The sequence below is a fragment of the Pantoea sp. FN0307 genome, assembly GCF_050113815.1.
GTDB lineage: Bacteria > Pseudomonadota > Gammaproteobacteria > Enterobacterales > Enterobacteriaceae > Mixta > Mixta alhagi.
Genome location: NZ_JBNJSO010000002.1, coordinates 596,876 through 618,779, shown reverse-complemented (window position 1 = coordinate 618,779; position 21,904 = coordinate 596,876). Strand labels below are relative to the sequence as shown.

The 21,904-nt window shown below is 51.7% G+C and carries 20 protein-coding genes, 4 tRNA genes and 1 other annotated feature (1 of these 25 only partly in view); of the genes, 6 read left to right on the top strand and 18 right to left on the bottom strand.

What is annotated here, in order from left to right; translation table 11 throughout:
* Positions 1 to 47: a sequence feature (Phe leader region), on the top strand; it begins 80 nt to the left of the window's first position.
* Between the two features lie 23 nt (positions 48 to 70).
* From pheA to ACQE3Z_RS10450, 3 genes are all read left to right on the top strand, one after another.
* Positions 71 to 1,231, top strand: a complete 1,161-nt coding sequence (gene pheA / locus ACQE3Z_RS10460; RefSeq protein ID WP_426973731.1) for a bifunctional chorismate mutase/prephenate dehydratase — start codon at positions 71 to 73, stop codon at positions 1,229 to 1,231.
* A 108-nt stretch (positions 1,232 to 1,339) separates the two neighbouring features.
* Positions 1,340 to 2,386, top strand: a complete 1,047-nt coding sequence (locus ACQE3Z_RS10455; RefSeq protein ID WP_426973730.1) for an ABC transporter substrate-binding protein — start codon at positions 1,340 to 1,342, stop codon at positions 2,384 to 2,386.
* A 196-nt stretch (positions 2,387 to 2,582) separates the two neighbouring features.
* Complete coding sequence (locus ACQE3Z_RS10450) at positions 2,583 to 3,347, top strand: SDR family NAD(P)-dependent oxidoreductase (protein ID WP_250650717.1); 765 nt, start codon at positions 2,583 to 2,585, stop codon at positions 3,345 to 3,347.
* Positions 3,348 to 3,405: 58 nt separating this feature from the next.
* On the opposite strand, the gene tyrA is transcribed toward ACQE3Z_RS10450, so the two are convergent.
* Together tyrA and ACQE3Z_RS10440 are read right to left on the bottom strand one after the other, a co-directional pair.
* Positions 3,406 to 4,527, bottom strand: a complete 1,122-nt coding sequence (gene tyrA / locus ACQE3Z_RS10445) for a bifunctional chorismate mutase/prephenate dehydrogenase (protein ID WP_426973729.1) — start codon at positions 4,525 to 4,527, stop codon at positions 3,406 to 3,408.
* Positions 4,528 to 4,533: 6 nt separating this feature from the next.
* The gene (locus ACQE3Z_RS10440) at positions 4,534 to 5,613 is read right to left on the bottom strand and encodes a 3-deoxy-7-phosphoheptulonate synthase (protein WP_426973728.1); all 1,080 of its coding nucleotides are present in this window, start codon (positions 5,611 to 5,613) and stop codon (positions 4,534 to 4,536) included.
* Positions 5,614 to 5,961: 348 nt separating this feature from the next.
* Here ACQE3Z_RS10440 and ACQE3Z_RS10435 point away from each other — a divergent pair, with 348 nt between their 5' ends.
* Positions 5,962 to 6,510, top strand: a complete 549-nt coding sequence (locus ACQE3Z_RS10435; protein ID WP_426973727.1) for a GNAT family N-acetyltransferase — start codon at positions 5,962 to 5,964, stop codon at positions 6,508 to 6,510.
* 96 nt (positions 6,511 to 6,606) lie between these two features.
* On the opposite strand, the gene ACQE3Z_RS10430 is transcribed toward ACQE3Z_RS10435, so the two are convergent.
* From ACQE3Z_RS10430 to ffh, 6 genes are all read right to left on the bottom strand, one after another.
* The gene (locus ACQE3Z_RS10430) at positions 6,607 to 8,226 is read right to left on the bottom strand and encodes a hypothetical protein (RefSeq protein ID WP_426973726.1); all 1,620 of its coding nucleotides are present in this window, start codon (positions 8,224 to 8,226) and stop codon (positions 6,607 to 6,609) included.
* Between the two features lie 323 nt (positions 8,227 to 8,549).
* Positions 8,550 to 8,897 carry a 50S ribosomal protein L19 gene (gene rplS / locus ACQE3Z_RS10425; RefSeq protein WP_085070477.1) on the bottom strand — a complete coding sequence of 116 codons (348 nt, stop codon included), beginning with the start codon at positions 8,895 to 8,897 and terminating at the stop codon, positions 8,550 to 8,552.
* Between the two features lie 42 nt (positions 8,898 to 8,939).
* A complete protein-coding gene (trmD, locus tag ACQE3Z_RS10420) occupies positions 8,940 to 9,704 on the bottom strand; it encodes a tRNA (guanosine(37)-N1)-methyltransferase TrmD (RefSeq protein WP_085070476.1) in 765 nt (254 codons plus the stop codon).
* Between the two features lie 35 nt (positions 9,705 to 9,739).
* On the bottom strand, positions 9,740 to 10,288 hold the full coding sequence (gene rimM / locus ACQE3Z_RS10415; RefSeq protein ID WP_085070474.1) for a ribosome maturation factor RimM: 549 nt from the start codon (positions 10,286 to 10,288) through the stop codon (positions 9,740 to 9,742).
* 18 nt (positions 10,289 to 10,306) lie between these two features.
* Complete coding sequence (gene rpsP, locus ACQE3Z_RS10410; protein WP_033739514.1) at positions 10,307 to 10,555, bottom strand: 30S ribosomal protein S16; 249 nt, start codon at positions 10,553 to 10,555, stop codon at positions 10,307 to 10,309.
* A 145-nt stretch (positions 10,556 to 10,700) separates the two neighbouring features.
* Positions 10,701 to 12,062 carry a signal recognition particle protein gene (gene ffh, locus ACQE3Z_RS10405; protein ID WP_085070472.1) on the bottom strand — a complete coding sequence of 454 codons (1,362 nt, stop codon included), beginning with the start codon at positions 12,060 to 12,062 and terminating at the stop codon, positions 10,701 to 10,703.
* Between the two features lie 164 nt (positions 12,063 to 12,226).
* Here ffh and ACQE3Z_RS10400 point away from each other — a divergent pair, with 164 nt between their 5' ends.
* Together ACQE3Z_RS10400 and ACQE3Z_RS10395 are read left to right on the top strand one after the other, a co-directional pair.
* Entirely contained in the window at positions 12,227 to 13,015 is a 789-nt protein-coding gene (locus tag ACQE3Z_RS10400) for a cytochrome C assembly family protein (protein WP_085072295.1), read from the top strand.
* Between the two features lie 19 nt (positions 13,016 to 13,034).
* Positions 13,035 to 14,321, top strand: a complete 1,287-nt coding sequence (locus tag ACQE3Z_RS10395) for an HlyC/CorC family transporter (protein ID WP_426973725.1) — start codon at positions 13,035 to 13,037, stop codon at positions 14,319 to 14,321.
* Positions 14,322 to 14,372: 51 nt separating this feature from the next.
* Here ACQE3Z_RS10395 and luxS read toward each other — a convergent pair whose 3' ends face one another.
* The 10 genes from luxS to alaS all read right to left on the bottom strand — a co-directional run bounded on the left by luxS (position 14,373) and on the right by alaS (position 21,796).
* Positions 14,373 to 14,891: an S-ribosylhomocysteine lyase gene (gene luxS / locus ACQE3Z_RS10390; RefSeq protein ID WP_085070468.1), complete on the bottom strand. Its 519-nt coding sequence runs from the start codon at positions 14,889 to 14,891 to the stop codon at positions 14,373 to 14,375.
* A gap of 149 nt (positions 14,892 to 15,040) precedes the next feature.
* Positions 15,041 to 16,645, bottom strand: a complete 1,605-nt coding sequence (gene gshA, locus ACQE3Z_RS10385; RefSeq protein ID WP_426973724.1) for a glutamate--cysteine ligase — start codon at positions 16,643 to 16,645, stop codon at positions 15,041 to 15,043.
* Positions 16,646 to 16,676: 31 nt separating this feature from the next.
* On the bottom strand, positions 16,677 to 17,102 hold the full coding sequence (locus ACQE3Z_RS10380; RefSeq protein WP_250650724.1) for a YqaA family protein: 426 nt from the start codon (positions 17,100 to 17,102) through the stop codon (positions 16,677 to 16,679).
* Positions 17,099 to 17,665, bottom strand: a complete 567-nt coding sequence (yqaB, locus tag ACQE3Z_RS10375) for a fructose-1-phosphate/6-phosphogluconate phosphatase (RefSeq protein ID WP_426973723.1) — start codon at positions 17,663 to 17,665, stop codon at positions 17,099 to 17,101. Before yqaB ends, ACQE3Z_RS10380 begins: the two co-directional genes overlap by 4 nt.
* A gap of 302 nt (positions 17,666 to 17,967) precedes the next feature.
* Positions 17,968 to 18,044: transfer RNA gene (locus ACQE3Z_RS10370), tRNA-Arg, on the bottom strand.
* Positions 18,045 to 18,115: 71 nt separating this feature from the next.
* Positions 18,116 to 18,192: transfer RNA gene (locus tag ACQE3Z_RS10365), tRNA-Arg, on the bottom strand.
* An 84-nt stretch (positions 18,193 to 18,276) separates the two neighbouring features.
* Positions 18,277 to 18,353: transfer RNA gene (locus ACQE3Z_RS10360), tRNA-Arg, on the bottom strand.
* A gap of 9 nt (positions 18,354 to 18,362) precedes the next feature.
* Positions 18,363 to 18,455: transfer RNA gene (locus ACQE3Z_RS10355), tRNA-Ser, on the bottom strand.
* 287 nt (positions 18,456 to 18,742) lie between these two features.
* Positions 18,743 to 18,922, bottom strand: coding sequence for a carbon storage regulator CsrA (gene csrA / locus ACQE3Z_RS10350; protein WP_038624529.1), 180 nt, complete (start codon positions 18,920 to 18,922; stop codon positions 18,743 to 18,745).
* 246 nt (positions 18,923 to 19,168) lie between these two features.
* The gene (gene alaS / locus ACQE3Z_RS10345) at positions 19,169 to 21,796 is read right to left on the bottom strand and encodes an alanine--tRNA ligase (RefSeq protein ID WP_426973722.1); all 2,628 of its coding nucleotides are present in this window, start codon (positions 21,794 to 21,796) and stop codon (positions 19,169 to 19,171) included.
* Positions 21,797 to 21,904: the final 108 nt, after the last annotated feature.

Genomic DNA, 21,904 nt, shown 5'->3' with positions numbered 1-21,904 from the left:
AGCGAAGACGAACAATAAAGCCTCCCACACCGGGAGGCTTTTTTATTATGGACATCTGACAGGTAAAGCTATGAAACCGGAAAATCCGCTATTGGCCTTGCGCAATAAAATCAGCGCCATTGATGAAAATTTGCTGGGTTTGCTCGCTGAAAGACGAACGCTGGCAATTGAAGTCGCTAAAGCTAAGATGGCTACGCATCGTCCGGTACGCGATATCGATCGTGAGCGCGATCTGCTGGAGCGCTTAATTACGCTTGGCAAAAGCCATCAACTGGATGCCCATTTTATTACGCGCCTGTTTCAGCTGATTATCGAAGATTCCGTTCTTACCCAGCAGGCGCTGCTGCAAAAGCATCTCAACCAAACCAATCAACAATCAGCGCGTATTGCTTTCCTTGGTCCTAAAGGTTCTTACTCTCATCTGGCGGCGCGTAAATATGGCGCACGCCATTTTGAAAATGTAATTGAGAGCGGCTGTCAAAAATTCCAGGATATTATTCAGGAAGTAGAAAGCGGTCAGGCGGATTACGCCGTGTTGCCGATTGAGAACACCAGCTCTGGCTCAATCAATGAAGTTTACGACCTCCTGCAGCAAACCAGCCTGTCGATTGTCGGTGAGATGACGGTGCCTATCGATCACTGTGTTCTGGTAACCGGCTCGACCGATCTACAGCAGATCGAAACGGTTTACAGTCATCCTCAGCCCTTCCAGCAGTGCAGCCAGTTTATAAACCGTTTCCCGCACTGGAAAATTGAATATACCGAAAGCACTGCGGCAGCGATGGAGAAAGTCGCTGCGCTCAACTCACCAAAAGTTGCCGCATTAGGCAGCGAGGCGGGCGGTGAGCTTTATCATTTGCAGGTACTGGAACGTCATCTGGCGAATCAACAGCAGAATATTACCCGCTTTATTGTCCTGGCGCGTAAGCCTGTTGATGTTTCTGAACAGGTGCCAGCGAAAACCACCCTGATTATGGCCACCGGCCAGCAATCCGGCGCGCTGGTTGAGGCGCTCCTGGTGCTGCGTCAGCACAACCTTATCATGAGCAAACTGGAGTCGCGTCCTATCAACGGCAATCCGTGGGAAGAGATGTTCTATCTGGATGTACAGGGCAACCTACGTACAAATGAGATGCAGCAGGCGCTGCAGGAGCTGCGTGCCATTACCCGTTCGTTAAAGGTATTAGGCTGCTATCCCGGCGAGAATATTGTGCCGGTCGATCCGCAATAAAGCATGCTGCCAACCTGACGGGGTTGGCAGCACGGGTTATTTGCGCCGCATCATTTTTCAGCCCACCCAACGCTGTATAATAAAGTATATAGCGAATCAATGAGGCTTATGATGCTTAAAATTATCTCCCTGCTTTTCTGCCTTGTCCTGCCTTCTTTATACGCACATGCCGATCGAGAAATTACCGATCAGCTCGGCCGTAAGGTTATCATTCCCGATCGCGTTGATCGCATTGTGGTATTACAGCATCAAACCCTTAATCTGCTGGTACAGCTGGGCGCAACAGATAAGATTGTCGGCGTGCTGAATAACTGGCGAGAACAGCTGGGCGCTGACTATGAGCGTCTGGCACCATCGCTGGCAACCGTGCCTGCGCCTGGCGATTTGACGCATGTTGATCCCGAAGCGCTGGTCGCGCTCCATCCGCAGGTGGTGTTTGTCGCCAACTATGCACCACGCAGCATGATTGAACGTCTTCAACACCTCGGCATTCCTACGATCGCTATTTCCCTACGCAGCGGGAAAGCGGAACAGCTGGCAAAGCTAAACCCGACGCTGGAAGATGAAAATAAGGCCTATGATGAGGGGCTTAAAGCAGGCATCCGCCTGATTGGCACGGTGGTTAAACGCCCGCAGCAGGCCGAAGAGTTGATAACCGCCGCTTTCAGCCAGCGCGAGCTTATTCAGGCGCGTCTGCGCGATATTCCTGACAGCCAGCGCGTGCGGGTTTATATCGCTAATCCTGAGCTAACCACCTATGGCTCCGGTAAATATACCGGTTTGATGATGGCGCATGCCGGCGCGGTGAATGTCGCCGCAGCGACAGTGCTCGGTTATAAACAGGTCTCCATGGAACAGGTGGTAGCCTGGAACCCGCAAGTGATCCTGATACAGAATCGTTATCCGCAAGTGGTTAATGAGATCAAAACGCAGCCGGTCTGGCAGGTAATAGATGCAGTACAACACCAGCGCGTCTGGCTGATGCCGGAATATGCTAAGGCCTGGGGCTATCCCATGCCTGAAGCAATGGGGCTGGGCGAACTCTGGCTGGCTAAAAAGCTGTATCCGGCAAAATTCCAGGATATTGACATGCAGCAGCAGGCCGATCGCTGGTATATGCGCTTTTATCATACCCACTATCGTGGCGGTAACTAACGAGCCACGACGCGCCGGCGAGGTTAGCACCACGTTAGCTTGATGGCATTAACAATTTCTAAAGATTAATAAACCTTTAAAAACATAAGCTTATATTCATTTTAGCCTTTCATTGCTGCCGCGTGTCGCTGTTATGCCAGGCTTAACAGGCTGCTAATCATCGGGATTAGCGAGTTGTCAGTAACAAGGAGGCAAAATGGATCGCTTCAGTAACAAAGTCGTTGTGGTTACCGGTGCAGGCTCAGGTATTGGTGCGGCAAGCGCCAAACGCTTTGCGCAAGAAGGCGCAAGTGTGGTGCTGACAGGACGTACCCGGGAAAAACTCAATAATACCTTTGCCACGCTTAAAGCGGGCGATCATCTGGTTGTTGTTGCCGACGTGTCGAAACGGGAAGATGTAGAGGCCCTGGCAGAACAGGTACGCGAGCATTACGGTCATGCGGATGTATTGATCAATAATGCCGGTGTGAATGCATCAGGAAAAATTCATCAAGCCAGCGATGAAGACTGGAAAAAGGTCATGTCTACCGACCTTGATGGCGTTTTCTACTGTACTCGCGCTTTCATGCCAATGCTGCTGGAAAGCGGCGGCAACGTTATCAACATCTCTTCCGTGTCCGGACTGGGCGGCGACTGGGGTATGAGTATCTATAATGCTGCGAAAGGGGCTATTACTAACTTCACGCGCGCTCTGGCGATGGATTACGGTAAAGATGGCGTGCGGGTCAATGCCATCTGCCCGGGCCTGACCATCACGGATATGACCGAAGAGATGCAGAACAATGCCCAGCTGATGGCGAAGTTTAACGAGCGTATTGCGCTTGGTCGTCCGGGTGCAGCAGAAGATATCGCTGCCGCCATCGCCTTCCTGGCCAGTGACGATGCCCGCTATATCACCGGCGTTAATTTGCCGGTTGACGGCGGTATAACCGCCTCTAACGGACAGCCACCGCAGGCGTAACAAAAAAGCCCGTTGTCAGAACGGGCTTTAATTTTACGTGGATTACACCTTCCGCAGGCTACACCCGATTATCATTAGCCGAACGCAGCAGCGAACGGCTTTCCAGCATAAAGCGCGGTGCATAATCGCCAAACCACTGTTCGACTTTACGGAAGCTATCAATAAAGCCCTGTTTATCGCTCCGTTCCAGTAACGCAATGGCTTCACCGAAACGCTGATAGTAACGCTTAATCAACGCCAGATTACTTTCTGAAGACATAATGATATCGGCATAAAGCTGCGGATCCTGTGCAAACAGCCGCCCCACCATTGCCAGCTCCAGCCGGTAAATTGGCGACGAAAGCGCCAGTAACTGCTCAAGCTGAACATTTTCCTCAGCAAGATGTAAGCCGTAAGCAAAGGTAGCAAAGTGACGCAGCGCCTGTATAAAGGCCATGTTCTGATCGTGCTCAGCGGCGCTGATGCGATGTAGCCGCGCGCCCCACACCTGGATTTGCTCCAGAAACCACTGATAAGCCTCTGGCTGACGACCATCACACCACACCACAACCTGCTTCGCCAGGCTGCCGCTGTCGGGGCCAAACATGGGATGCAGCCCTAATACCGGCCCCGAATGTGCCGCCAGCATCGCCTGTAATGGCCGATTTTTTACCGAGGCAATATCCACCAATATGCAATCGTCCGGTAACGGAGGCAGCCGGGCGATCACCTGTTCGGTCAGATGGATAGGCACGCTAACGATAACCATCCCCGCATCCTGCAATAACGACGGCGCCTGCTCCCACTCCTCTTTATCGAGGATTTTGACCTGATAGCCGGAGAGCATTAGCATCTTCTCAAACAGCTGCCCCATACGTCCTTTACCGCCGACGATAATTACCGGACGCAGTTCAGGACAGAGCGTCTTGAAGCCTTTATCATTTTCGCTGGAATAGGATTCCCGCATGACGCGACGCAATATATCTTCAATCAAGTCCGGCGGCACACCGAGCGCCTCCGCCTCTTTACGACGCGAAGCCAGCATGCTTGCTTCACGCTCAGGCACATAGATCGGCAAGCCATAGCGGCTTTTTACTTCCCCGACTTCGGCCACCAGCTGCAGCCGTTTAGCCAGTAAATCGAGCAATGCCTTATCTACCTCATCAATCTGATCACGCAGCGCGTTGAGTTCAGCCACCATCTCTTTTTAACTCTCCTGTGACAAACGCGCCGCCAGTACGCCGCTGAGCTCCCGATGAATACGTTGTAACAGCTGCGCGGTAGTTTCCCAGCTAATACAGGCATCGGTAACCGATACACCATAACGCATCTCACTGCGAGGCTGCTCAGAGGACTGGCTGCCTTCATGAATATGGCTTTCCAGCATCAGGCCGATAATGGAACGGTTGCCGTCCCTGATTTGCGCAACGGCGGATTCAGCAACGCCAGGCTGGCGGCGATAGTCTTTATTTGAATTGCCGTGACTGCAATCTATCATCAGCGCCGGACGTAATCCCGCTTTCAACATCTCGTTTTCGCACTGCTCAACGTCCGCCGGGCTATAGTTTGGGGTTTTGCCACCACGTAAAATAACGTGCCCGTCCGGGTTGCCCTGTGTCTGAAGCAGGCAAACCTGACCGGCCTGATTGATGCCAACGAAACGGTGCGGCATGGCTGCGGCGCGCATGGCGTTAATAGCGGTGCCCAGGCTACCGTCCGTGCCGTTCTTAAAGCCAACCGGCATTGACAGCCCGGAAGCCATTTCACGATGCGTTTGTGATTCTGTGGTACGCGCACCGATAGCTGACCAGCTAAAAAGATCGCCCAGGTATTGAGGGCTGTTGGGATCCAGCGCTTCAGTGGCCAGCGGTAATCCCATTTCAACCAGATTCACCAGCAGCTGCCGGGCAATATGTAAGCCCGCTTCCACGTCAAAAGAGTTATCCATACAGGGATCGTTGATTAATCCTTTCCAGCCAACGGTAGTGCGAGGTTTTTCAAAATAGACGCGCATGACGATATAGAGCTGATCCTTCAACTGCTCAGAAAGATCTTTTAACTGACGAGCATAAGCGAGCGCTGCTTCCGGATCGTGGACAGAACAGGGGCCGCATACCACTAACAGACGATGATCCCGGCCGGCAATAATGTCAGAGATGGTCTGACGTGCCACAGCAACCTGAGCCTCTAGCTCGGCGTTCAGCGGAAACTTTTGTTTCAGCTGTTCCGGGGTGATCAAAATCTGTTCTTCTGTGATATGGACATTATTCAGCGCGTCTTTTTGCATGTTGGCGATCCTCTTTCTGGCCTTTTCGTCATTGCGGTGAGCAAATAATGTAACACAGGAAATACAGACCATCACCGATGTGTATATCTTTTTTTACTAGAATAATCAACGCGCCAAATTTATAAATATAAACATATGAATAATATGATTTTATGCATGAAAGCCAACGACAAACCTCAAATCCATTATGTATAATAAAGTTTACATATCAGTTGTTCATGTTCTTTAAGAAATGTTAAGCCGCTCCAGGCTATTAGCGAGAAATTAAGCAACAATACTTTTTCTAACAAGCCCTTATAACGCTCTCTTTTCCGCTGGCTATTGAGTAAATGTTTCTACGGAGACTACATGGAAATTTATTTACGGCCGATGCTGGCCACGGATGCCGCTGACTACGCAGCGGCAATTAATGAGTCGCTCTCTTCGCTAAAACCATGGATGTCCTGGGCGCATGAGAATTATCAGCCTGATGAAGCTATTGAATGGTTCCGCCTGATCGATCGTCAACGGGAACAAGGCGAAGCAAATGAAATGGGAATTTTTGCCGTCAGCGATCATCGTTTTCTGGGCGCTGCCGGAATTCGCTATGGGCAAACGCCTGGTGAACACTGCGCTATAGGCTATTGGGTACGTCAGAAAGAACAACGCAAAGGCATCGCCCGTCAGGCTGTGATGCAGCTGGCCAGAGAGGGTTTTCGTCGCCCTGAAATTAACGTCATTGAAATTTTAGCCGCTGAAGCCAACGCGCCCAGCCGGGCGGTGGCGATTAGCTGTGGCGCACAGTTAATCGCTCTGCGTTATGGGCTGATCGTGTTGGACAGCGGGCCTGTTACCGCCGCGATCTATCATTTGCGGCGCGAAGATTTCATCACGGGTCATCCTGCGGTTACGTTATAGGTCATCCCTGACCGGACGCGCGCCATTTCTTATCTGCCGCTATCCTGTTTAACTTTTAACTGGCAGAGCAAGCGTTTAAAGCTGCCCGCCTGCTCATCACGTATTTTTTAACGGCCATTCACCTGACGCTGCGGCAATTTTTTGCTGTGCCTGAAGCGCGCTTAACTCCTCAGGAGAACTTGCTCTGCTAATGGCTGACTGAAAGCTTTCCTGACTGCTGGCACTTTTTGGACGGGCGACAAAAGCGCTATCAAGGCTTTGCTGGGATGCGTTATCGGCTCGTGAAGAGGAAGCGATCGCCTGATTACCTGACTGGGTTAGCGGGCGCAAAGGAATATCCACTGTCTGATCGGCTGGCGCGTTATCATTGTCGGTAGCCGCTGTTCCGCCCTGCCCTGACGCGCTTGCCGTTAGCGGATTACCGGTTGCCGCGTTTTCAGCGGCGTTATCCTTGCGTCGGCTATTATTGATATCCAGCGCGGGATGCTTATCAAAGAAGCTGTCTATCGCCTGCTCATTGGTGTCGACGGGCTTACCGGCGATGGTTCCCGCGACGCCCTGACCGGCATAAGCAGCGGCAGCACCAAAAAGGTTAACCAACTGCTCGACTGCCTGCTGCACGTTAATATTGCTCGTCTCTTTCTCCATTGCATGACGGGTCATATTGCGCAGACTATTCACGCCCGCCAGACCAGCGCCAAGCGCCATCGTTTCGGCAACCATATTGCCTGACAAAATATTCATGCCACCTTTGGCGAGTTGGCGTGGAGAAACCAAACCCTGCGCAGCGTCCGCTAACCGTTTTGCGCCGCCCTTTACAACCTGATCCATAACCTGAGTGTCATCAAGCTGCCTGAAGCGCTCTTTCCAGTCGGTGCGTCCCAGCAGAAACTCAGGACCATGCAGATTATTTGCTTTGTTCTGTACGTACCCGCTAAGAGCGCCCGCCGCCACGGTCAGCGGCGTACTGGTTGCTGTATTAGCCGCATAGATCTGTTTCTCTGACAGCCCGGCTACGCTGGCTGCTACCGTGCCGGTAATCACATTGCGTGCGTTATAACCGGTTCCGCCCAATAGTGCCTGTTTCATATTGTGGCCCAACCCTTCGCGATGTTTGACCGTTTCCTGCATTGCCGGCTCCAGTTTATCCATATTAGCATCCATCCATTTCGCATCATGCTGCGCATTGGCCGATACCTTGTCCCAGAATGATTTCAGTACCATGGCCGTGCCTCCGCCGATGGCACCGTTAACCGCCTCAGCGGTCAGCGTGCCTGGGGGAAAACCAAAGTAGTTGTTCGCTACTTTTGCCAGTGCTTCTGCCGGAAAAGAGGAGGTTGCAAAGGCAACCGCGCCCAGCGCGCCCAGAGCTGCATCGGTAGCAGCATCAAGCTTCTTGCCTTTCGTCAGTACGCTGCGGGCGCTGTCCGGGTTGTAACCCATTTCGTGCAGTTCGGTGGCGCGCGAATCAATCAGCGCTTCCATTCCTTCACCGGCGGTGAAAAATTCCTTCATCAGGTTTTTCAATTCGGTGATGTTCTTCTGGCGTTGTGCATCAACGCCTCCTGCTGCCGTTACAGTGCCTGCATGCCCGGCAGCGCTGGTCCCGTGGCTACGCACGCCCTGTGTCTGGCTGCTGCCTGCAGCATCGGTCTGGTTATTGATTGGACGGGAAAAATTTTGCACCGCCGGTTGACGCTGAATGCCGTTAGTCATGTTCGATAGACTCCAGAGTTAAATCAACAAGGATTCGGTTGCGATAAGGTCATCGCCACGCCGATTGCTGAAGGTTGTTAGTTCAAACTCGTGTTTAATCTGGTGAAAAGAACATCAGTACAACTAATACACGATTCCCTTTGTGTAGACTGCGGGCATAAGAGGTTCCGCCGTTTATGACATTTTTTATACAACTGTCGGCTGGCGCAATGAATTAGCGAAGCTGGCTAAAGAGCCACACTTTTTTGCGCATAAAAAAAGGGGCTAGCTTGATGCTAACCCCTTTATTGCTATTAACTTTAAGATGTCGCTTACGCGAGCTCTTAGTTAAGGCGCTCTTTGATACGAGCTGCTTTACCAGTACGCTCACGCAGGTAGTACAGTTTCGCTTTACGCACGGCACCACGACGTTTCACGGTGATGCTGTCAATGACCGGTGAGTGAGTCTGGAATACACGCTCAACACCTTCGCCATTGGAAATTTTGCGAACAGTGAATGCAGAGTGCAGACCGCGGTTACGAATAGCGATAACCACGCCCTCGAATGCCTGCAGACGCTTTTTAGAACCTTCAACGACCCATACTTTCACTTCCACGGAATCACCCGGACGGAAAGAAGGTACGTCCTGCTTCATCTGCTCTTGTTCGATTTGCTTGATAATGTTGCTCATAATTAAATCTCTTATCCTGGGTAAACTGATCTTATCGGAAGGCTAGCCTTCCGCATCATAGTTTTGTTGCGCGCTGAATTCCTGCTGGAACTCGCTAAGCAACTTTGCTTGCTCTTCAGTCAGAGCCAGGTTTTCCAGAAGTTCAGGTCTTCTAAGCCAGGTACGGCCAAGCGACTGTTTCAGGCGCCAACGGCGAATTTCAGCATGGTTGCCCGACAGTAATACTGGCGGAACCTCCAGCCCTTCCAACACTTCAGGGCGGGTATAATGCGGACAGTCCAGCAAACCTTCAGAAAACGAATCTTCTTCGGCTGACGCCTGCTTGCCCAGCACACCAGGTATAAACCGGGCAACTGAATCAATCAACGTCATCGCTGGCAACTCTCCACCGCTGAGTACGTAATCCCCAATCGACCATTCTTCATCGATTTCAGTCTGGATCACGCGCTCATCGATCCCTTCGTAGCGTCCGCAAACCAGAATTAACTTCTGCTGCGTTGCCAGTTCGCAAACTCCATCTTGATCGAGCTTGCGCCCCTGAGGTGACAGATAAATCACCTTAGCGCCCTCTCCCGCCGCCGCTTTCGCTGCGTGGATGGCATCCCGTAAGGGTTGTACCATCATCAACATCCCCGGACCGCCGCCATAAGGACGATCGTCCACGGTGCGATGCCGGTCATGCGTGAAGTCACGCGGACTCCAGCTTTGGACGCTGAGCAGGCCATTTTTTACTGCCCGGCCAGTTACCCCGTAGTCGGTAATAGCGCGAAACATCTCTGGAAACAGGCTAATTACACCAATCCACATAGAGCACGCCGTTGGATTACCGTTTTGTTCGGAGGTCAAAAACCAGGATCCCAATCTACTTCAATGGTGCCGGTAGTGAGATCGACTTTCTTGATAACCTGTTCATCAAGAAACGGAATTAACCGCTCTTTCACACCGAACGCATCTTTCAGGTTTGCCTGCACGACCAGTACGTCGTTTGAGCCGGTTTCCATCAAATCAATGACTTTTCCCATTTCATAGCCGTCAACGGTAACTACTTTGCAACCCATGAGGTCTTTCCAGTAGTAATCACCCTCTTCCAGCTTCGGCAACTGCGTGGAGTCGACTAAAATTTCACAGTTAGTCAACTGAGCCGCCGCATCACGATCATCAATGCCTTTGACTTTGATGATGATGTCCTGATTGTGGTGCTTCCAGCTTTCCAGCTCAATCTGCTGCCATTTACCGGCGCGTTGAATGAACCAGGGCTGGTAGTCAAAGATGCTGTCGGCATCTTCGGTGGAAGAAAACACTTTGAGCCAACCCCGAATGCCGTAGGCCGCTCCCATTTTTCCCAACGTAACGGGATTAACGGGAGGCTGTGTGGCGAGTTGTTTGCTCATGCTAACCACCGTGACAGATTAAGCTGCTTTTTTAGCTTCTTTGATCAGCGCGTTAACGCGATCGGACAGCGTAGCGCCCTGGCCAACCCAGTGCTCAATACGGTCCAGGTCCAGACGCAGTGCTTCAGCCTGACCAGATGCGATCGGGTTGAAGAAGCCTACACGCTCAATGAAACGACCATTGCGTGCGTTGCGGCTGTCAGTAACGACAACCTGATAGAACGGACGCTTTTTCGCGCCGTGACGTGCCAAACGAATTGTTACCATAACATCCTCTTCAGTTAATAAAACAACCGGGCCCCATCGAGGAACGGGGCCCGGGTGTCGTATAAAAAGCCCGAAAATTTTACTCATTTTGGCGCAAAAAGCAATCTAAAGTGAGCAAGCTGTCGGGACTTTACATTGGAACGGCTTAACGCCCCGGAAAGCCCGGTGGCATCATGCCCTTCATTCCACGCAGCATTTTTGACATGCCACCCTTTTTCATCTTTTTCATCATGCGCTGCATATCGTCGAATTGCTTGAGCATACGGTTGACATCCTGCACCTGCATACCGGAACCTGCGGCGATACGACGCTTGCGTGACCCCTTGATAATCTCAGGTTTTTCACGCTCTTTGCGCGTCATGGAGTTGATCATCGCCTCCATGCGCACCAGTACTTTGTCATCCATCTGCGACTTAACGTTATCCGGCAGTTGCCCCATTCCGGGAAGTTTTCCCATCAGGCTGGCCATACCGCCCATATTGCGCATCTGTTTTAGCTGTTCCAGAAAGTCATTCAGGTCAAAGCCGTCGCCTTTCTTCAGCTTGTTCGCCAGTTTTTCTGCCTGGGCACGATCGACTTTGCTTTCAATATCTTCGATAAGCGACAGTACGTCGCCCATGCCGAGGATACGTGACGCCAGACGATCGGGATAAAACGGCTCCAGCGCTTCGGTCTTTTCACCGACGCCCATAAACTTAATCGGCTTGCCGGTGATATGACGAATAGAGAGCGCCGCACCGCCGCGAGCATCACCGTCGACCTTGGTCAAAATAACGCCGGTTAACGGCAGCGCTTCGTTAAACGCCTTCGCCGTGTTTGCCGCATCCTGACCGGTCATGGCATCGACCACAAACAGCGTCTCCACCGGATTAATCGCGGCGTGTACCTGTTTGATCTCATCCATCATGGCCTCATCTACGTGCAGACGGCCGGCGGTATCCACCAGCAGCACATCGTAGAATTTAAGCTTTGCTTCTTTTAGCGCGTTGTTAACGATATCAACCGGCTTCTGGCTCAGGTCAGACGGGCAAAAATCCACGCCTACCTGCTGTGCCAGCGTTTCCAGCTGCTTGATCGCCGCCGGACGATAGACGTCGGCAGAAACAACCAGCACTTTTTTCTTGTGCTTTTCACGCAGGAACTTACCGAGCTTACCAACGCTGGTGGTTTTACCCGCACCCTGCAGGCCGGCCATCAGCACCACGGCTGGCGGCTGCGCGGCGAGGTTAAGGGCATGGTTTTCCGATCCCATCGCCTCAACCAGCTCATTACGCACAATTTTGATAAACTCCTGACCCGGCGTCAGGCTTTTATTCACTTCGTGCCCAACCGCGCGCTCTTTTACGCGGTTAATAAATTCACGCACTACCGGCAGCGCAACGTCCGCCTCCAGCAGCGCCATGCGCACTTCACGCAGGGTTTCTTTGACGTTTTCTTCGGTCAGCCTTCCGCGGCCGCTGATATTGCGCAGGGTTTGCGACAATCGATCGGTTAAATTATCAAACATTGTCTCTCGCTCAAGATAAAACAGAGCCGCCTGGGCGACACAATGTGGTGGATTATAACACGAAGCATTGGCGATCTCTGCAATCCACAATGAGAACGTTTGGAGCAAACTCCGGCTGGCGCTATACTGCGTTTTTCTTCATCTTTCCGATATTTGACCATTCTATGTCTGCTTTCGCGATTCTGGCGCTCTTTGCCTACTCATTTAGCCTTGCTCTGATCATTCCCAGCCTGCTGCGGAATAACGGCGCCTGGCGACGCATGGCCGTTCTGTCGGCAACGCTGGCGTTGGCGGCGCATGCGGTGGCGCTTCAGCAGCGCATCTTCGTTAATGGCGCTCAAAACCTTAGCCTGCTGAACATTGGTTCGCTGGTAAGTTTGCTGATCTGCATCATCATGACCATTGTCGCTTCGCGTAATCGTGGCTGGCTGCTGCTGCCGATTGTTTATAGCTTTGCGCTTATCAATCTCGCCTTTGCGACCTTCGTGCCGAATGCGTTTATTACGCATCTGGAAACCACACCTGGCATGATGATCCATATCGGGCTGGCGCTTTTTGCCTATGCCACGCTGATTATCGCCGCACTCTACGCGCTGCAGCTGGCCTGGATCGATTACCAGCTGAAAAATAAGCGCTTAGCCTTCAGTAACGATGTACCGCCGCTGATGACCATCGAGCGCAAAATGTTTCATATCACGCAGGTTGGCGTCGTATTGCTGACGCTGGTACTCTGTACTGGCCTGTTTTATATGGATAATCTCTTTTCCCCCGAAAACGTGGATAAAGCCGTGCTGTCGATTCTGGCCTGGTTTGTTTATATCGTTTTGCTCTGGGGACACTATCATGAAGGCTGGCGTGGACGCCGCGTCGTCTGGTTTAACTGTGGTGGTGCGCTGTTGTTGACCATGTCTTACTTCGGCAGCCGCGTACTACAGCATCTGCTCACTCACTGATTGATAAAAGGATTTCGCGTTGGAACACGTTTCAACCACCACACTGATTATTACGCTGGTCGTGATGATTCTGGTCTCGGCTTACTTTTCCGGTTCCGAGACCGGCATAATGACCCTTAACCGCTACCGGCTACGCCATAAAGCGAAAAACGGCAACCGCAGCGCACGTCGCGTGGAGAAATTACTGCGACGACCAGACCGTTTGATAAGCCTGGTGCTGATCGGCAACAACCTGGTCAACATCCTCGCCTCAGCGCTCGCCACTATCGTTGGGATGCGCCTGTATGGTAACGCAGGCGTCGCCATTGCCACCGGCATACTGACTTTTGCGGTATTGATTTTCGCGGAAGTTCTGCCAAAAACCATTGCCGCGCTTTATCCGGAAAAAGTTGCCTATCCCAGCAGCCTGCTGCTTGGCCCGCTGCAAATTATCATGATGCCGCTGGTATGGCTGCTAAATACCATTACCCGCCTGCTGATGCGTATGATTGGCATCAAATCGGACGGTTCAATCAGTTCAGCGTTGAATAAAGATGAGCTGCGCACCATTGTGTATGAATCCCGCTCGCTTATGTCGCGCCGTCACCAGGAGATGCTGCTGTCGGTGCTGGATCTGGAAAAGGTGAGCGTGGATGACATCATGGTGCCGCGGAATGAAATCGTCGGCATCAATATCAACGATGAGTGGAAATCCATTGAACGCCAGGTTTCCCACTCTCCTCATGGACGCATCGTATTATATCGTGACTCGCTGGACGACGCCGTGGCTATGCTGCGCGTACGCGAAGCGTGGCGCATGATGACCGAGAAAAAAGAGTTCACCAAAGAGAACCTGCTGCGCGCTGCTGATGAAATTTACTACGTGCCGGAAGGCACGCCGCTTAACGTGCAGCTGGTTAAATTTCAGCGCAACAAGAAGAAAGTTGGGCTGGTGGTGGACGAGTATGGCGATATCAAGGGACTGGTTACCATCGAAGATATTCTGGAAGAGATTGTAGGTGATTTTACAACCTCCATGTCTCCTTCACTGGCTGAAGAAGTGATGCCGCAAAGCGATGGTTCGGTGTTGATTGAAGGCACGGCTAACGTGCGGGAAATCAATAAAGCATTTAACTGGCACTTACCTCAGGAAGAGGCGCGTACGGTTAACGGCATGCTGCTGGAAGAGCTGGAAGAGATCCCGCAGGCAGGCACGCGCATCCAGATAAATAACTATGATATCGATATTCTTGATGTGCAGGACAATATGGTGAAGCAGATAAGGGTAACGCCTCAACAGCCGCTGCAATCCAGTATTGGCTCCTGATTCGCCGCCAATAAAAGGGCCGCAAATGCGGCCCTTTTTTATGCTTTACGCTTAGTGAATTTCCAGCTCTTTCAGCTTATCCTGCGGCAGCGCCAGTTCATCATTGTGGTTAACGCGTACGTCATGCTCAATGATGTGACGGGCAATATCTTTGGCCTCATCCAGCGAGTGCATCTGATAGGTCCCGCACTGATATTCGTTCAGTTCCGGGATCTGATTCTGGTCATTGACCTTCAGCACATCATTCATCGCCGCTTTCCATGAATCAGCTACGCGCTGCTCGGAAGGCGTACCGATCAGGCTCATATAAAAGCCGGTGCGGCATCCCATCGGAGAGATATCAATAATTTCTACGCCGTCGCCATTCAGGTGGTTACGCATAAAGCCTGCGAACAGATGCTCAAGCGTGTGGATACCGCGTTCCGGCATAACTTCTTTATTGGGTACGCAGAAACGCAGATCAAATACCGTGATGGTATCGCCATGAGGCGTATTCATGGTTTTGGCGACGCGTACTGCCGGCGCGGCCATACGGGTATGATCAACGGTAAAACTGTCCAGTAATGGCATATCGTTACCTCAGCTAAAAATTTTTTTGTGAACGATGAAACTTTTCTGTTCGCCGTGCGTCTGAATAAGTGAAAGACGCGCATTTGTTATCATCATCCCTGACAACAGAGATGTTAGTTTGGCCACAGTGATTGTGGCCATTTTCTTTTCTATCCTTTCTTGCTCGCCAAAAACTCAGCGAAACTCAGGGTATCTGCCGCTTCCAGCTCCTGCTGCGCATGACGTGAGCGTATCGCTTCCTGAGTGAAGTCTTCCCCGGTTAATACCTGCAACGGCTCTTCCGTCAGCATCTGACGATACTGCTCGGCCAGCGCCAGCCCGGTTCCGCTGATGCCGTTATCCAGCATCGTCTGTAAGATGCGCGCAGAATAGGTTAACTCAGGATCGTCAAAAGAGGCGACCAGGCGATCGCACACCTGCTGGTAATCTGGCGATCCCGACTGGCTATCGAGAACTTCCGCTACGCGTTTCAGGTCGGCAAACAGCGCTTTGCCCACCATCGTTAACGGCTGGCGGGTATCTTCACAGCCTATGCCGATGGTCTGACCCGGCTTACGACCTTCAAGGATAACGCGATTCCAGTTTTGCCGCGTGCATTGCAGTTCAGCGCTGCTCATTTCCGGCGCGTCTGCCAGCGTACACCAGATCAGAAACAGATCCAGGAAGCGCACCTGCGTTTCATCCACACCAACCGGTGAGAAAGGGTTAATATCCAGCGAACGCACTTCAATATATTCAATGCCGCCGCGCGCCAGCGCATCAGACGGCGCCTCGCCAGAACGCGTAACGCGTTTGGGACGAATAGGCGCATAGAGTTCGTTTTCTATCTGCAGCACGTTGGTATTAAGCTGTAACCAGCGCCCTTCTTCATCTTTTACGCCCATACGCGCATATTCTTCAGAAGGGGTTTTAATCGCCTTTTTCAACGCCTCGACATAGCCGTTCAGGGTATTAAACGTAATGCCCAGATTGCTCTGCGATTTATTGGTATACCCCAAATCGCTTAAGCGCAGCGAGGTAGCATAGGGTAGCCAGAGCATACCGCGCTCGTTGCGCTCAAAAGGCAGGCTGCTCTCTTTCCCCTGCAGGAAAGTAGAACAAACCGCAGGCGAAGCGCCAAACAGATAGGGAATAACCCAGCCAAAGCGATAATAGTTACGGATCAAGCGTAAATAGCCGGCAGAGATGACATCTTTGCCGCTTTCCATATCTTTAACGCCAGCCCACGCCTGCCAGAAAGAGAGCGGTAGCGAGAAGTTGTAATGCACGCCGGAAATAGTCTGCATCAGCGCGCCGTAGCGGTTTTTCAGACCTTCGCGATAGAGCGTTTTCATACGTCCAATGTTCGAGCTGCCATATTGTGCCAGCTGGATAGCATCGCTGTTTTCAATCACGCAGGGCATACTGAAAGGCCACATACGCTCTTCACCTAACTCGCGGGCGACATGACGATGTATATCGCGTAAAAACGCCAGCAGATGATCGATATCGCGATCGACGGGTGTAATAAACTCAAGCAGTGATTCAGCAAAATCAGTGGTAATCCATTTATGGGTCAAGGCTGCGCCAAGATCCGCCGGATGACCGGTGGTCGCGAGTTTACCGTCTGGCCTGACACGCAGCGTTTCACGCTCAATGCCACGACCAATACCTTTCAGGGCGTCAGGATGTGCTTCCAGCCAGGAAAGCGCCTGTGATACGTCCGGGATCAAAGTGACCTCCCGCTCAGAGAATAATTTATTTTTGTTTAGCATAATGTTTACCGTAGCCCCGATCCTGAAGGAATCAATGCCACCACGCCATGCCCTGTAAAGTTGCGGTCGCGACCACTACGTAACGCAGAGTCTTGCCAATAGCCAAAAACAGCACTACCGGGAGCCATGAGAAACGCAACCAGCCAGCCAGTACACACAGCAGATCGCCAATCAGCGGTAACCAACTGAATAACAGTGCTGCAGGACCAAGCCGACGCAACCACGCCATTGCTGTGTTATGCCATCGCCCCTGCTTTGGCGGCAGTAAGCGACCAATAACAACGTTTGTTAATCCGCCGAGCGTGTTCCCCACGGCTGCGACACAAATCAGACCTAATGCCGGCAAATTCCCTGCCAGTAGTAACGTAACCAGCAGCACCTCAGAGCTACCCGGTAGCAGCGTGGCGCTCAAAAAACTGCTGGCAAATAACGAACCGTAACTCAGAATGTCATTCACAATAAGCGAACATCTACCGCAGCCATACCGGCGGCTTGCGCTGCCTGCAGGCCAAAGTCGGCATCTTCAAACACCACGCATTTTTCAGCATCCACGCCCATTAACGCAGCGCAGCGCAAAAAAGTGTCGGGTTCAGGTTTATGGCGCGTTACATCATCAGCACCAACGATAACGTCAAAATAATGACGCAGATGCAGATGCTGCAACAAAGCATCGGCCATTGCATGTTCACTGCCGGTCCCCACCGCCATAGGCTTGCGCCCGTGATAAGCTTTCACCACCTCGATAAGCGGCAAAGCACGAACGCTGTCAAAAAGCATGGTTTTCACGGCGGCTGTTTTTTCAGCAGCCAGCTGGAAAGGATCCAGATCGGCTTGATGGCTGGCAATGATAAATTCCGCCACACGCCATGTTGGTGAGCCATTCAGCCCAATCATCGCCTGTTCATCAAACGACAAACCATAACGCGTCAGCACTCGATCCCAGGCCTGACGATGAGTCGTCTCGGTATCGAGGAGTGTACCGTCCATATCAAAAATCAGACCATCATAGCGATCGTACATATCCTCTCCCGGCTGTGAATAAATGCCCCTTTACTTTAACGTAAAGTATGCGGGTTGTCGCCGGTAGCAATGAACAGCAAATGCTTTGAATCTATTGGGAAATTTAGGAATCAGAAAAAGGTCAGAGAGTTCAGGAACCTGAATGAGGTCGTACGGGGGTCGCTAAAGAAGGTGATGAGAAAACGCAACAGGAAAATTTGTAAGGTAACGCGAGAGAATAAAAAGTAATGCGAGAGAATAAAGGGTAACGCAAGAGTGTGAAGAGAGGTACCAGAGAATAAACAGAGGAGAAAATCTGAAGATGGTGCATCCGGGAGGATTCGAACCTCCGACCGCTCGGTTCGTAGCCGAGTACTCTATCCAGCTGAGCTACGGATGCATCGGAAAAACAGGGGGAACTGCAACTGACCTGAGGAAATACTAAAGAAGACGTTAACGCTTCAGAGAAAATGGTGCATCCGGGAGGATTCGAACCTCCGACCGCTCGGTTCGTAGCCGAGTACTCTATCCAGCTGAGCTACGGATGCATTACAAATTCTTGTATAACACAGGGTGCTGACAACTCACCGTGACACAGGCTGCTAACACTGTATCGCTTTACTTCCTGGAGATGGTGCATCCGGGAGGATTCGAACCTCCGACCGCTCGGTTCGTAGCCGAGTACTCTATCCAGCTGAGCTACGGATGCATCATTAAATGGCGGTGAGAGAGGGATTCGAACCCTCGATGCAGCTTTTGACCGCATACTCCCTTAGCAGGGGAGCGCCTTCAGCCTCTCGGCCATCTCACCTTACGCGTTCTTGCGAACTGTGCTGCTGAACTTTGTTTCCGCTCATCGGCACTGCGTGGCGCACATATTACTTTCCCGCACTTATAAGTCAAACAATTTTTCCCAACAAATGTTTGTTTGCACAAAAGCCACGCAATTCGCGTATTTTGCCGACAAAAAGAGTGATTTATCAACAGCGAAACAGGAGACAGTTCACAATCAGGGGAAAACAACAGAGAAAAAAACAGGGCGGGAAAAACATTGCGCCTCGCGGTAATGAGAGCGAGGCGCGGGATTCGGTATAGCTTTTACTGTGGTTGGCTCTTTTCAGCCTGGATACGCTGATAGATTTCTTCACGGTGTACTGAAACTTCTTTTGGCGCATTCACACCAATACGAACCTGATTACCTTTCACTCCCAGTACCGTTACCGTCACCTCATCGCCAATCATGAGGGTTTCACCAACTCGACGAGTTAGAATAAGCATTCTTTGCTCCTTGAAAGATTAAAAGAGTCGGGCCTGTCGGGTCCCCGGCATTATCCATCATATAGCGCTAAACGTAGATGATGACAAATACATCAACGCATCTTGTCACGCTAATACATTCTGCTGATAGTTAGTTTAGCCGAAATCATTACCCGCAACCTGACTTTGTTATTACAGAGTACGGTTTGCATTAAAAAGCGCCAGCGGAGGCTATCCACGGCGCTTTCCGCACTGCTTTTTTATCCCTTACAGTTTAGCAGACACCCAGGACTCAACGCTGGCCAGCGCAGCAGGCAGCGCCTGTGCATCCGTACCACCCGCCTGCGCCATATCCGGACGTCCACCGCCTTTACCGCCAACCTGCTGCGCCACCGCACCAATCAGCTCGCCCGCTTTAACACGGTCGGTAAGATCTTTTGTTACACCGGCAATCAGAGAAACTTTCCCGTCTGCTACCGTCGCCAGGACGATCACTGCCGAGCCCAGCTGATTTTTTAACTCATCAACCATGGTTCGCAACAGTTTAGGATCGACATTGCTCAGCTCATTGACCAATAATTTTATACCGTTGATATCTTTGGCTTTGCTGCTCAGCGAAGCGCTTTCCTGAGCCGCCTGCTGATCTTTTAACTGCTGCAACTCTTTTTCCAGCGCGCGCGCGTGATCGATCATAGCACGCACTTTTTCATTCAGATTACTGCTGTTGGCTTTAACCAGCTGCGCGATATCATGCAATTGCTCAGCCTGCGCGTTGACCTGCGCCAGCGCCGCTTCGCCCGTTATCGCCTCGATACGACGAATACCTGCGGCCGTGCCTGATTCAGAGGTAATACGGAACAGGCCGATATCCCCCGTGCGGCTGGCGTGCGTGCCGCCACACAGCTCGGTCGAGAAGTCGCCCATTGAGAGTACGCGCACGCGCGCATCATATTTCTCGCCAAACAGCGCCATTGCACCGTTCGCTTTGGCCTCTTCGAGATCCATGATATGGGTCTCAACCGGCAGGTTACGACGGATCTGCGCGTTAACGATGTCCTCAACCTCACGGATCTCCTGCGGCTTCATCGCCTCGGCGTGCGAGAAATCGAATCGCAGATATTTATCGTTTACCAGCGAGCCTTTCTGAGCAACGTGCGTTCCCAGAACCTGACGCAGCGCAGCATGTAACAGATGCGTGGCTGAGTGGTTCAGGCGAATGCGCGCACGACGCGCCTCGTCAACCTGAGCATCCAGTCGATCGCCAATGCGCAGGTGACCAGAGATCAGCTTGCCTGTGTGACCAATAGCCTGACCATATTTCTGCGTATCGCTTACGTTAAACTCAGCGTTAAGCCCTTTCAGCACGCCGGTATCGCCTACCTGCCCGCCTGATTCGCCATAGAACGGCGTCTCATCGAGTACAATCACCCCTTCTTCTCCGGCGGTGATTTCATCTGCCGGCTGGCCGTTAACATAGATGGCAGTTATAGCGGCTTTTAACGCAAGGTTGTCGTACCCCTTGAAAGATGAAGCGGAATCGATGCTGATAACATTGCTGTAGTCAGCGCCAAAACCGCTGGCTTCACGAGCGCGCTGACGCTGACGCTCCATTGCCTGCTCAAAGCCTTCTTCATCAATTTTCAGATTACGCTCACGGCACACATCAGCCGTCAGGTCTGCCGGGAAGCCGAAGGTATCGTACAGGCGGAAAACGGTTTCGCCATCCAGCGTATCGCCCTGCAGATTCGCCAGCTCTTCATCCAGCAGCGCCAGACCACGCTCCAGCGTTTTAGCAAACTGCTCTTCTTCAGTTTTAAGAATCTGCTCTACCTGTGTCTGCTGGCGTTGCAGATCTTCACCAGCGCTGCCCATCACTTCAATCAACGGGCCAACCAGCTTATAGAAGAAGCTACCTTTAGCGCCCAGCATGTTGCCATGACGCACCGCACGACGAATGATACGACGCAGCACATAGCCACGGTTCTCATTTGAAGGGATTACGCCATCGGCAATCAGGAAAGCACAGGAACGAATATGGTCGGCAATAACCCGTAGCGATTTATTGCTGAGGTCGGTACTGCCTGTGACCTCTGCCACAGAAGCAATAAGCTTCTGGAACAGATCGATTTCATAGTTAGAGTTAACGTGCTGCAGCACCGCAGAAATACGCTCCAAACCCATGCCGGTATCAACAGAAGGTTTAGGCAGCGGCAGCATCGTACCGTCAGGCTGACGGTTAAACTGCATAAAGACGATATTCCAGATCTCGATATAGCGATCGCCATCTTCTTCCGGGCTGCCCGGCGGGCCGCCATAGATATGGTCGCCATGATCGTAGAAAATTTCGCTGCACGGGCCGCATGGTCCGGTATCGCCCATCTGCCAGAAGTTATCTGAAGCGTAAGCGCCGCCTTTATTATCACCGATACGGATAATGCGCTCAGCGGGCACGCCAATTTCATTGGCCCAAATATCCCAGGCTTCATCATCGGTTTCGTACACGGTCACCCACAGGCGCTCTTTCGGCAGGTTAAACCACTGCGCTGACGTCAACAGCTCCCATGCAAAAGCAATCGCTTCTTTCTTGAAATAATCGCCGAAGCTGAAATTACCCAGCATTTCAAAGAAAGTATGGTGACGCGCAGTATAGCCTACGTTTTCCAGGTCATTATGTTTACCACCGGCACGCACGCAACGCTGCGACGTGGTGGCACGCGAGTAGCTGCGCTTGTCTTGTCCAAGGAAAACGTCTTTAAACTGGTTCATCCCGGCGTTAGTAAACAATAACGTCGGATCGTTATGGGGTACGAGGGAGCTGCTGGCAACAACCTGGTGTCCCTTACTATGGAAAAAATCGAGAAACGTTTGACGGATCTCAGCAGTACTCTTGCTCATAAATATCCTGGAATACGCTAACGAAGGTTCTTCCCTTGGCACCGGGCGGGCGTTCCACACGGCTGCGTGAAGAGTTACCAACAAAAAGTGGGAATAAGATAAATTTTC

Coding starts and splice junctions, on each gene's coding strand:
- tyrA (WP_426973729.1), bottom strand. CDS start 4,527: ATGGTGGCTGAACTCAACGCGCTGCGTGATCAGATTGATGAGGTAGAT.
- pheA (WP_426973731.1), top strand. CDS start 71: ATGAAACCGGAAAATCCGCTATTGGCCTTGCGCAATAAAATCAGCGCC.
- rplS (WP_085070477.1), bottom strand. CDS start 8,897: ATGAGCAACATTATCAAGCAAATCGAACAAGAGCAGATGAAGCAGGAC.
- yqaB (WP_426973723.1), bottom strand. CDS start 17,665: ATGTACGATCGCTATGATGGTCTGATTTTTGATATGGACGGTACACTC.
- ACQE3Z_RS10450 (WP_250650717.1), top strand. CDS start 2,583: ATGGATCGCTTCAGTAACAAAGTCGTTGTGGTTACCGGTGCAGGCTCA.
- alaS (WP_426973722.1), bottom strand. CDS start 21,796: ATGAGCAAGAGTACTGCTGAGATCCGTCAAACGTTTCTCGATTTTTTC.
- ACQE3Z_RS10430 (WP_426973726.1), bottom strand. CDS start 8,226: ATGACTAACGGCATTCAGCGTCAACCGGCGGTGCAAAATTTTTCCCGT.
- rpsP (WP_033739514.1), bottom strand. CDS start 10,555: ATGGTAACAATTCGTTTGGCACGTCACGGCGCGAAAAAGCGTCCGTTC.
- rimM (WP_085070474.1), bottom strand. CDS start 10,288: ATGAGCAAACAACTCGCCACACAGCCTCCCGTTAATCCCGTTACGTTG.
- ACQE3Z_RS10455 (WP_426973730.1), top strand. CDS start 1,340: ATGATGCTTAAAATTATCTCCCTGCTTTTCTGCCTTGTCCTGCCTTCT.
- ACQE3Z_RS10400 (WP_085072295.1), top strand. CDS start 12,227: ATGTCTGCTTTCGCGATTCTGGCGCTCTTTGCCTACTCATTTAGCCTT.
- ffh (WP_085070472.1), bottom strand. CDS start 12,062: ATGTTTGATAATTTAACCGATCGATTGTCGCAAACCCTGCGCAATATC.
- ACQE3Z_RS10435 (WP_426973727.1), top strand. CDS start 5,962: ATGGAAATTTATTTACGGCCGATGCTGGCCACGGATGCCGCTGACTAC.
- trmD (WP_085070476.1), bottom strand. CDS start 9,704: ATGTGGATTGGTGTAATTAGCCTGTTTCCAGAGATGTTTCGCGCTATT.
- luxS (WP_085070468.1), bottom strand. CDS start 14,891: ATGCCATTACTGGACAGTTTTACCGTTGATCATACCCGTATGGCCGCG.
- csrA (WP_038624529.1), bottom strand. CDS start 18,922: ATGCTTATTCTAACTCGTCGAGTTGGTGAAACCCTCATGATTGGCGAT.
- gshA (WP_426973724.1), bottom strand. CDS start 16,645: ATGCTAAACAAAAATAAATTATTCTCTGAGCGGGAGGTCACTTTGATC.
- ACQE3Z_RS10440 (WP_426973728.1), bottom strand. CDS start 5,613: ATGCAAAAAGACGCGCTGAATAATGTCCATATCACAGAAGAACAGATT.